Origin of the sequence: Streptomyces sp. NPDC059037 (assembly GCF_042740015.1) — a bacterium.
GTDB lineage: Bacteria > Actinomycetota > Actinomycetes > Streptomycetales > Streptomycetaceae > Streptomyces.
Genome location: NZ_JBHYIG010000077.1, coordinates 23,995 through 32,812 on the forward strand (window position 1 = coordinate 23,995; position 8,818 = coordinate 32,812).

The following is an 8,818-nucleotide window of genomic DNA, read 5'->3' on the forward strand; positions in this document are numbered from 1 at the left end:
ACGCCATGAGGCCGAAGGCTCGGGTCAGTCGACGATCGCCAGCTCGCGAGCGGTGGCGTTGAGCCGCCGGCCCCCGTCGTCCGTGACCGTCACGATGTCCTCGATGCGCACTCCGAAGCGGCCCGGCAGATAGATGCCGGGCTCCACGGAGAAGCACATGCCCGGCACGAGCGGCAGTTCCTCGCCCTCGATCATGTAGGGCGGCTCATGCGTGGTGACGCCGATGCCGTGCCCGGTGCGGTGGATGAAGCGCTCGCCGTAGCCGAACTCGGTGATCACCGCGCGGGCCGCCCGGTCGACGTCCTGGCAGGCCGCCCCGGGCCGCACCGCCGCGCAGCCCGCCGCCTGCGCCTCGCGCACCACGTCGTGCACCCGCTGCTCCTCGGCATCGGGCTCGCCGACGTGCACCGTGCGCGAGGTGTCCGAGCCGTAGCCGTGCATGAGGCCGCCGAAGTCGAGTACGACCATGTCGCCGTGCTCGATGACGCGATCGCCCGCCTCGTGGTGCGGATTGGCGCCGTTCGGTCCCGAGCCGACGACGGTGAAGTCGACCTGGGAGTGCCCGAACTGCCTGAGCAGATCGGCGAGATCGGCCGCGACGTCGGTCTCCTTGCGGCCCGCGAAGCGCACCTTCTGGATCTCTTCGTACGTCGCGTCGGCGGCGGCACCGGCCGCCGCCATGCGTTCCAGCTCCGCGGCGTCCTTGACCGCGCGGAGCATGGGGAGGGCTTCGGTGAGGGACGCGTAGGAGGTCCCCGGCAGCTCCTTCTGGAAGCCGATGAGGTGCATCGCCCAGGCGTTGTCGCTGATCCCGAAGCGGCCGCCGGCGTCGAGCAGCGGCGCGGTCACGGCGTAGGGGTCCTTGCCGTCGGTCCAGTCGCGCAGGGAGAGCGCGCTCGCGCCCGCAGCCCGTTCGGCGTCCGGGGCTTCGAGCGTGGGCACCACGAGCACCGGGTCCTGGCCAGCGGCGAGCACGAGGACGGTGAGCCGTTCGGTGGCCGCGGTCGGCTGATAGCCGGTGAGCCAGGCGAGGTCGGGGCCCGGCGCGACGAGCAGTCCGGCGAGCCCCGCGTCCGCCGCGGAGGCCGCGGCGCGCTCCATGCGGGCCCGGTAGTCGTCGGCGGTGAAGGGCGCGGGGGCGCCGGTGGTGCCGGTCATCGGGTTCCTCCAGGGCGGCTCGCTGCGGGCGTACGGCGTGGTCCTGCTGCCGATCCTGCCCGCACCGCCGCGCGTCCGCGAGGCGATTACCCGCTCCCCCCGGCCGTGCTCAGGTCACGAAACCGGGCGTGACGGACAAGGACTGCCGGTCGCCCCTCGCGTGGCGGACGGTCAGCGTGACGCTCCTGCCCGGATCCGCGGCGGCCACGGCGGCCGCGAGGCCCCTGGCCGAGCCGATGCGGGTCTGGCCGAAGGCGAGGAGTACGTCGCCGCGCACCAGGCCCGCGGTGTGGCCGGGTCCGGGGCTGTGCACGCCGACAACGAGCGCTCCCGGGCCGCCGGGCGCGTCCACGGCCTCCACCCCGATGGCGGGCCGCGCCACGGCCGGCCCCGGCTCCTGCCCCTTGCCGGACTCCTTTCCAGGCCCGCTGCCCGGCTCCTTGCCCGGGTCCTTGCCCGGGTCCTTCTCCGGCGGCTTCGCGGGAACGGGAACGCCGGGCTTGGACGGCCCCGGCGCCGGTGGCCCGCCCGGGACTCCCGGCCCGCCGCCGGGCGCACCCGGCGCCTTCTGCATCTCGGCGAGCTTGCTCATGCCGATCACGGTGGCACCGACCGTGCCGAGGCCCACGCCCGACAGCACGAGGACGGCCGAGCAGAGCACCCCGAAGAGCAGGGTCCGCAGCCGCCGGCCACGCCTGCGGGCGGCATGCGGCCGCCGCCCGGCACCGGGCCCGCCGCCGCCCGCGCCGGGTGTCCGGGCGGCACCGCCGAGCCGCCGCCTGATTCCGATGCCGAACTTGCGGCCGCTCCCGGTGTCCTGCCCGGGCATCGGCTTGGGACGCAACGCAGTCTGTTCCATGGCTCGCCTCCGGCCACAGCCCTACCCGGGGTGACCCCACGCGACGATTCCCGAAAGGGTGACTCCGGGCCCGCTCGTTCGGGGTCGCGTACGGCGATGAGCGAGAACTCCTGTTGTGGGTCCGCTGATGGGGGTCCGCTGATGGCGGTCCGCTGTTGTGGGTCCGCTGTTGTGCGTCTGCTGATGGGGGTCTGCTGTCAGTTGACGCTGTTACTTTCGAAGCATGACCGAACGTGCACTCCGTCTGCTGCGACAGGACCCGCGTCTGGCCGAGCTGGCCGCATTCCCTTTCGCATTCGACCTGTCCCGTACGGACCACGTCGAAGAGGTGCGCCTCGCATCCGGCGGTCCGCTGGAGGCGATCGCGGGGGACGACTCCGGGGGCACGTACTTCGTGTGCGCGGACGGATCCGTCCTGTACGCCGACTCCGAGGGGTCGGCCGGGGTCATCGGGGACAGCGTGGACGAGGCCCTGGAGATCCTGGTCGGCCTGCCCGGCTGGCACGACTACGTGCGGCTCTCGCCGGACGACGGCGAGGCGCGCATCCTGGCCGAAGTCGCCGACACGGAGGGTGACTTCCGCGAGGACTGCGTGCCCGAACTCGACGCGCACCGTGCCGAGCTGCGGGCCGCGCTCGGGTTCCCGGAGCGCTCGCCCGTGCAGCTCGTCGCGCGCCTGCACGCCGCGCTGCTGCGCACCGAGCCGGACCACCTCCTGCTCAACGCGGTCGAGCACCTCGCGTACCGGCGTCTCGACCCCCATCCGCGCCCGCCCCTGTGGGAGCAGGTGCTCACCAGGGGGCGCACGGACCTGGCCCTGCTGCGGACCGGCGACCGCGCGACATGGGACGCGGTGGCCGGGAACCGCCCGCGCCGGGTGGCGGCGCTGCGAGCCGCCCAGTACGACCGGCGGAACACGGACCGCACCCTCCTGCGCCATCTCCTCAAGCACGAGGCGAGCGCGTCGATGTCCGACGAACTGCGGCTCGCGGTCGTCCTGGTGGGTCTCTACGGCCTCGCGGAGGACCTGCCCCTGCTGCGGGAGGTCCACGAGACGACGTACGACACATGGTGCGGTCTCGCCGGGCTCCCCGAGGAGGCGGACCAGGTCCGGGCATGGGCGCGCTCGTTCGACGATTCCAACTTCGGGGTGGATCCCGACGACGAACCGGAATCCACCTGGCTGGAGCTCGCGCGCGACCTGGGACTGATCGAGACGGCCCGCACCTACCTGATCCGCGAGCTGGACGACACGGGTCCTGACGCGGCCCAACTCACCTTCCTCAGCGTTGAGTTGGCGCTGATCGGCGACTACACCCAGGCGATACGGGCCCAGCGGCTGCAGGTGTCGCTGCAGGACACCGAGCACGGCCGGGCGGCGGCCCGATCGCGCCTCGCCGAGCTGGAGCGGAAGGCGGTCGACGGGGCCGCGGCGGAATCGTAGGTTTCCCCGCACGAGCCCGTCCGGCGCCTCTAGGCTGCGGGACTGAACCCGGCTCCGGAAGGGGCCCGGACCGGCTCCGGGGAAGGAATCGCCTACATGACCGAAGCGCCGCTGCCCGCGGAGCTGCTCCTGGACCGGGACGCCTCCGACGATCTGCGGCACGAGCTCGTGTCGGCGCTCGAAGGCCTGGGCGTCCGTACGGCGCGGGTGCGCCGCGCGGTCGACCACCGGGGCGCGGCGGACATCCCCTGGATCATGCTGGCCTCGCTCCCCCTGCAGGCCTTCCTCAGCGGGCTCGGCGCGGAAGCGGTCAAGGACTCGTACACGGCGTTCAAGAATGTCGTGCGCCGGTCGTCGGGCGAGGCCGATCCCGCTCCTCCCCGGCCGCTGGTCCTCCAGGACCGGGGCACCGGCCTGCGGGTGGTCCTGGAGCCGGGGCTGCCGGGTGAGGCGTACGACCAGCTCCTCCGCCTCGATCTGACGGGGTTCGGCGAGGGGCCGCTGCACTACGACCGCGAACAGGGCCGCTGGCGCTCCGAGCTGGACGAGGCGGCCGGCTGAGCCGCCGCCGGGAACGGGGAGAAGCGCCGTGGGCCAGCCGCACGTCGACGTGAGCCGCGCTGAACAGGCGTGCGCCGCCGGGGAGTCCGCCCTGGAGCGCGGCGACCGGGCCGGGGCCGAGCGGGAGTTCCGGGCCGCGCTGGCCCTGGCAGGCGACGGGGCCGACGCGGGCATCCAGGCGCGGGCCCACATCGGTGCCGGCCGCCTCCGCCTGGCCGCGAAGGAACCCGGAGAGGCCGCCGCGGAGTTCCGGCGGGCTCAGGAGCTGCGCCCTGACGAGGCGGGCCCCCTCCACTGGCTGGGCTGCGCGGCGGCGCACCGGTCCGCGTACGAGTCCGCGGATGCGCACTTCACCTCGGCACTCGGCTGCGTGCCGCCGCATCACCGCTCGCTCGTCCAACGCGCGTACGTACGCGTGCGATTGGGCCGGCACGACGCAGCGCTCAAGGACCTGCGAACCGCGGCCTCACAGGACGGAGCGCTCGACGCGGAGGCACGCCGGGTGATGGCCGCGCTTGCGGGCGCGACCCCTCAGGAGGAGGCGCCGGCGCCGCACGCGAGTGAGTCCGTGCCGCGGTACGCCGTCGCGCTGGTGCTCGGCGGACGGCGCGAGGCGGCCCTCGAACTGCTCGACGAGGCGACCCGGCGGAACCCCGCCGACCACCGCATCACCCACACGCTCGCCGTCGCCCTCCTCAACTCGTCCACCGGGCAGGGCGAGGCGGCCGCGCGGCGCTGGGAGCGCGCCGTGGCCGCCTGGGGTGCGCTCCTGTACGACGACGCCTTCTGGGCGCACCGGCGCGCCTGCGCCGCGGCGAGGTACGGCGTACCGGTCGATGCGGCGCTCGACACGGAGCTGCGGGCCGACCTGCGGGAGCTCCTTGAGGGACGCATGCCCGACGACGCGGGGGGCCGGGTCTCGCCGGGGTCCCTGTTACGACGGGAGGCGGACGCCGCGAGGGTCCTCGCGGGGGTCGGCGGCTTCCCCACCGGGCACGGCGACCCGCTGAGGTGCGGGCCGTTACGCATCGCGGAGTTGCGCATGGTCGCGGAGTTCGGGGCGTTCGCGGCGGGGGGCGAGCCCGCGAGGCCGGACCTGGCGGGCTCGACCGCCGCAGCGGGCGAACTCGGCGGCACACGCGTGACCACCGCGGGCAGCCCCGCTCACCCGTCAGGCGCGCACGCCGCAGGCGGCGAGACCTCCGGGACGGACACAGGCGCCCAGGACGGCCGCACCCCACCGCCGTCGTACACCGGAGCCTCCCCCCTCACCCACGCCTTCTCCGAACTCGGGCTCGCCCAGCTCCTGTTGAAGCAGGAGCAGCCCGCCGAAGCCCTCGGCGCGCTCGCCGAGCTGCGGTGTCCCGGCTGTCGGGAGCGGCAGCGGCAGCGGGGCAGTGGCGTGGGGGCCGCCGTGTGCGACCCGGGGTGCGGCCGGTTCGACGAGCTGAACCCCGCCTATGCCTGGTACCCCGACAAGCACCGCCGTCTCGCGCTGGACGCCCGCGGGCTCGCGCTGCGGGCGCGGATCGATCTGGGGCGGGGTGAACTCACCGCAGGGCGGCCGGACTTCGGTGCCGCGACCGCGTCCTGGCGGCGTGCCCTCGTGCACAGCAGGGAACTCGACCGCTACCAGGAGATCCACCGGACCGTCGTCGACCTCGCGCTGAGCGCCGCGCGGGCAGCGCATCGCGCGGGCGATCTGACGCGCGCCGTGAGCACGCTCGAAGCGGTGCGCGAGATCACCGGAGCCAATGAACGCCGCCGCCTGGAGGGTCAGTTGGCCCGGCTGCTGGCCGACCGTGGCATCGCCGCGGCCAACCGGGACGGCACGCTGCTCGACGGGCCCGCCGCCGACCTGCGGCGTTCCGTCGCGTTCAATCCGCATCTGCTGCGGGCCCAGGTCAGTCTCGGCGTCGTCCTGCGCGGCCTCGCCGCACGCCGCTGGCACTCGGGGAGCGCCTCCGGGGCCCGCGCGACCCTGCGGGAGGCGATGGATCAACTCGCCGCCGCGCTCGACCACTTCCCCGGCGATCCCGAGCTGACCGGGCAGCACGCGGCGGCCGTGGCCGACCTCGGCCGCGTCACAGCGGGCCGGCACGAGCACGTGCACGAGAGCGGGAGGTGACGGCGCCGCCGATGCTCGCCTACGAGGAACTCCGCATCCGGGTCCGCCCCATCGGCACGTCCCGCTACCTCGTCACCGCCAACGGCCCGGCGTGCGCGACCGAGGTGATCGCCGTGAACGGCGAAACCGCGGCCTTCCGCGACCAGTGGGACGAGCTGATCGAGACCGAGCTCGGTCTCGCGCCCCTGGGCGACCAGCACACCGTGAACCAACTGCGTGACCTGGGACGCGGGGTGTTCCGACTGCTGTTCGGGGAGGGCGATCAGACCGTCGCGCCGGGATGCGCGCCCTCCGACGCGGACGACACGCGCGGCGGCGACCGCCCGCAGGGTGTCGGCGCCTGCGTCGGCCTCGCCCTGGAGCGTGCGCAGCGGATGCGGCCGGCCCGCGGCCTGCGGATCCGCTTCGACCTGCCTCAGGAGCTGCGTGATCTGCCCCTGGAGTCGCTGTGCGCGCCGCCGGGCATGCCGCAGCAGTCGCTCGCCCTCAACCACAGCTATTCACTGGTGCGTTCACTGCCCGGAGGACCGCTGGGCCGGCGCCTCCCCGACGCGGCGGACGAGCCGAGCCTGATCCGCCTCCTGGTGGCCTGCGCCTCGCCCGTCGACCCCGGACTCGCCCCGCTGCGTGCCGACGCGGAGGTGACCGCGCTCCGCCAGGAACTGCCGGAAGTGGCCGTGCAGACCACCGTGTTGGAGCGGACGACCCGCGAGAGCCTGGAGGCCGCGCTCGGCGCCGCATCCGATCTGCCGACGGCGGTCCTCCTGATCGCGCACGGGACGTACGACGAGGAACTCGGCAAGGGCGTGGTGACCCTGGAGACCGAGGGCGGCGGCGTCGACCGGGTGCCCGCGGACCTGCTCAGCGGGATCCTCCTGAAGGCACCGGGGCTGCGCCTGGTCGCCCTCAACCTCTGTTCCGGCGCGGACAGTTCGCTCACCGAGCCGTTCTCCGGTCTTGCCCAGGCGCTGATCGGCGGGGGTGTGCCCGCCGTGGTGGCGATGCGGGGTCGGGTCAGTGATCTGTCGGCGGGGCAGTTCGGCCCGGAGCTGTTCAAGGGGCTCGCGGCGAACCGCACCATCGACGAGGCCATGGGGGCCGCACGCCGCCGCATCTCGCATCTGCCGGGCCACACGGCGGTGGAGTGGGCGACGCCCGCGCTGTTCCTGCACGAGTCGTGCAGGCAGGGCTGGCTGTTCAAGGCGCGGGAGGTGCGGGACGACGGTGGCGCCGTCGCGGATCCGCTGCGGGAGGGCGCCGACGCGCTGCGGTCGTTCCAGAACCCCTTCGGGCACGTCGACTCGACGGTGCTCATCGGGGCTGCGCGGTTCCAGCGCGACCTGGGGCAGTGGGCGCAGGTGCAGCGGATACTGCACGCCGAGACCCGCCAGTTCGAGGACGAGCAGCGGCGGCTGCGCGCCGAGGCCGCGTTCGAACTGGCCTGGGAGGACCTGGAGAAGCTGTGCGGGCTGCTCGCCGCGGAGCTGGACCCCGACGCGGCCGCCGAGCGGTTCGCCGCCCTGCGCGACGGGCTCCCCGCCGCGCCGGCCGCGTGCGTCGCCGCCGAGGTCGAGCGGCTGCGGCAGCTGACCGCCCTGGCCGAGCGGGCCCGCGCGGCGGAGGCAGCCGGTGACTGGGCTGAGGCGATCGCCCGCTACGAGGAGCTGCTCACCGCCCGCCCGTCGGGCATCCGGGACACGGCGGACCGCCTGGCCGCGGCACGCGACGAACTCCACGTGGCCCGCACGGTGGAGACCGCCGAACAGGCCGCACGCCAAGGAGATTGGGCGAAAGCCGCCACCGCGTACGCCGATGTGCTCGCCCGGCGCCCCGGCCACCAGGGCGCCGCGGAGCGCGCGGCGTATGTGAACGGCAGGGCGGCGCAGGACGCCGAGGACTGGGGCGCGGCCTGGTCGGCGTACACGGCGTGCGCGGGGCTCGACGACGCGGCGGCGAGGGCGGCGTACGTCCAAGGGCGGGCGGCGGCGGACGCGGAGGAGTGGGACGCGGCAGGGAAGTCGTTCGGCAAGGCGGCGACGACCGGGGCCCCGGCGGAAATCTCGGCCCCCGCCGGCCCCGACCTCCGCTCCTGGCTCGCCTACGCGGCGGCACGGGCCGCCGAGGACGCGGGCGACTGGGGAGCCGCCGTCGAGGAGTTCACCGCATCCGACGGGTTCCGTGACAGCGGCGTACGGCTGTCGTACGCGCGAGGCAGGCGGTCGGCGGACGCCGGCGCCTGGCCGGACGCCCTGGTCGCCCTGGAAGCCGCGGCAGCTCAAGGCCGCGACGCGGAGCCGTGTCTGAGCGAGCTGCGGGAGCGGATGTACGAGGGGGCGCTGGAGGCGGCGGCCGGCGGCCACTGGTCCGCCGCGCTCTCAGCGCTTGACATGCTGCCCGCCGGGTTCCGCGACGTGCGGTCGCGCAGGCGCTATGTCCAGGGTCGGGTGGCTGCCGCGGACGGCGACTGGGCGCGGGCGGCGGAGGCGTTCGCGCAGTGCGCCACGGAGGCAGGGTCGGGGGCGGGATCGGGCACAGGACCCGACGCAGGGCCGGGCGCAGGACCCGGCACGGGACCGGGCGCAGGACCCGGCACGGGACCGGGCGCAGGACCCGGCACGGGACCGGGCGCAGGACCCGGCACGGGACCGGGCGCAGGACCCGGCACGGG

At 74.9% G+C, this 8,818-nt stretch carries 6 protein-coding genes; 4 read left to right on the forward strand and 2 right to left on the reverse strand.

Translation table 11 applies throughout. The features are described 5' to 3' along the window. Nucleotides 1-24: 24 nt before the first annotated feature. Nucleotides 25-1,158, reverse strand: coding sequence for an aminopeptidase P family protein (locus tag ACFWY6_RS18185; RefSeq protein ID WP_384691115.1), 1,134 nt, complete (start codon nt 1,156-1,158; stop codon nt 25-27). A gap of 109 nt (nt 1,159-1,267) precedes the next feature. Further along, nucleotides 1,268-2,017, reverse strand: a complete 750-nt coding sequence (locus ACFWY6_RS18190; RefSeq protein WP_384691118.1) for a PDZ domain-containing protein — start codon at nt 2,015-2,017, stop codon at nt 1,268-1,270. 223 nt (nt 2,018-2,240) lie between these two features. Here ACFWY6_RS18190 and ACFWY6_RS18195 point away from each other — a divergent pair, with 223 nt between their 5' ends. The 4 genes from ACFWY6_RS18195 to ACFWY6_RS18210 form a co-directional block, all read left to right on the forward strand. Beyond that, the gene (locus tag ACFWY6_RS18195) at nt 2,241-3,461 is read left to right on the forward strand and encodes a hypothetical protein (protein WP_384691120.1); all 1,221 of its coding nucleotides are present in this window, start codon (nt 2,241-2,243) and stop codon (nt 3,459-3,461) included. Between the two features lie 96 nt (nt 3,462-3,557). Then, complete coding sequence (locus tag ACFWY6_RS18200; protein ID WP_384691123.1) at nt 3,558-4,022, forward strand: hypothetical protein; 465 nt, start codon at nt 3,558-3,560, stop codon at nt 4,020-4,022. 28 nt (nt 4,023-4,050) lie between these two features. Beyond that, complete coding sequence (locus ACFWY6_RS18205; protein ID WP_384691126.1) at nt 4,051-6,150, forward strand: hypothetical protein; 2,100 nt, start codon at nt 4,051-4,053, stop codon at nt 6,148-6,150. Further along, nucleotides 6,147-8,818 (forward strand): CHAT domain-containing protein (locus ACFWY6_RS18210; RefSeq protein WP_384691130.1); only part of this gene is annotated, 2,672 nt, incomplete at its 3' end. The genes ACFWY6_RS18205 and ACFWY6_RS18210, both read left to right, overlap by 4 nt.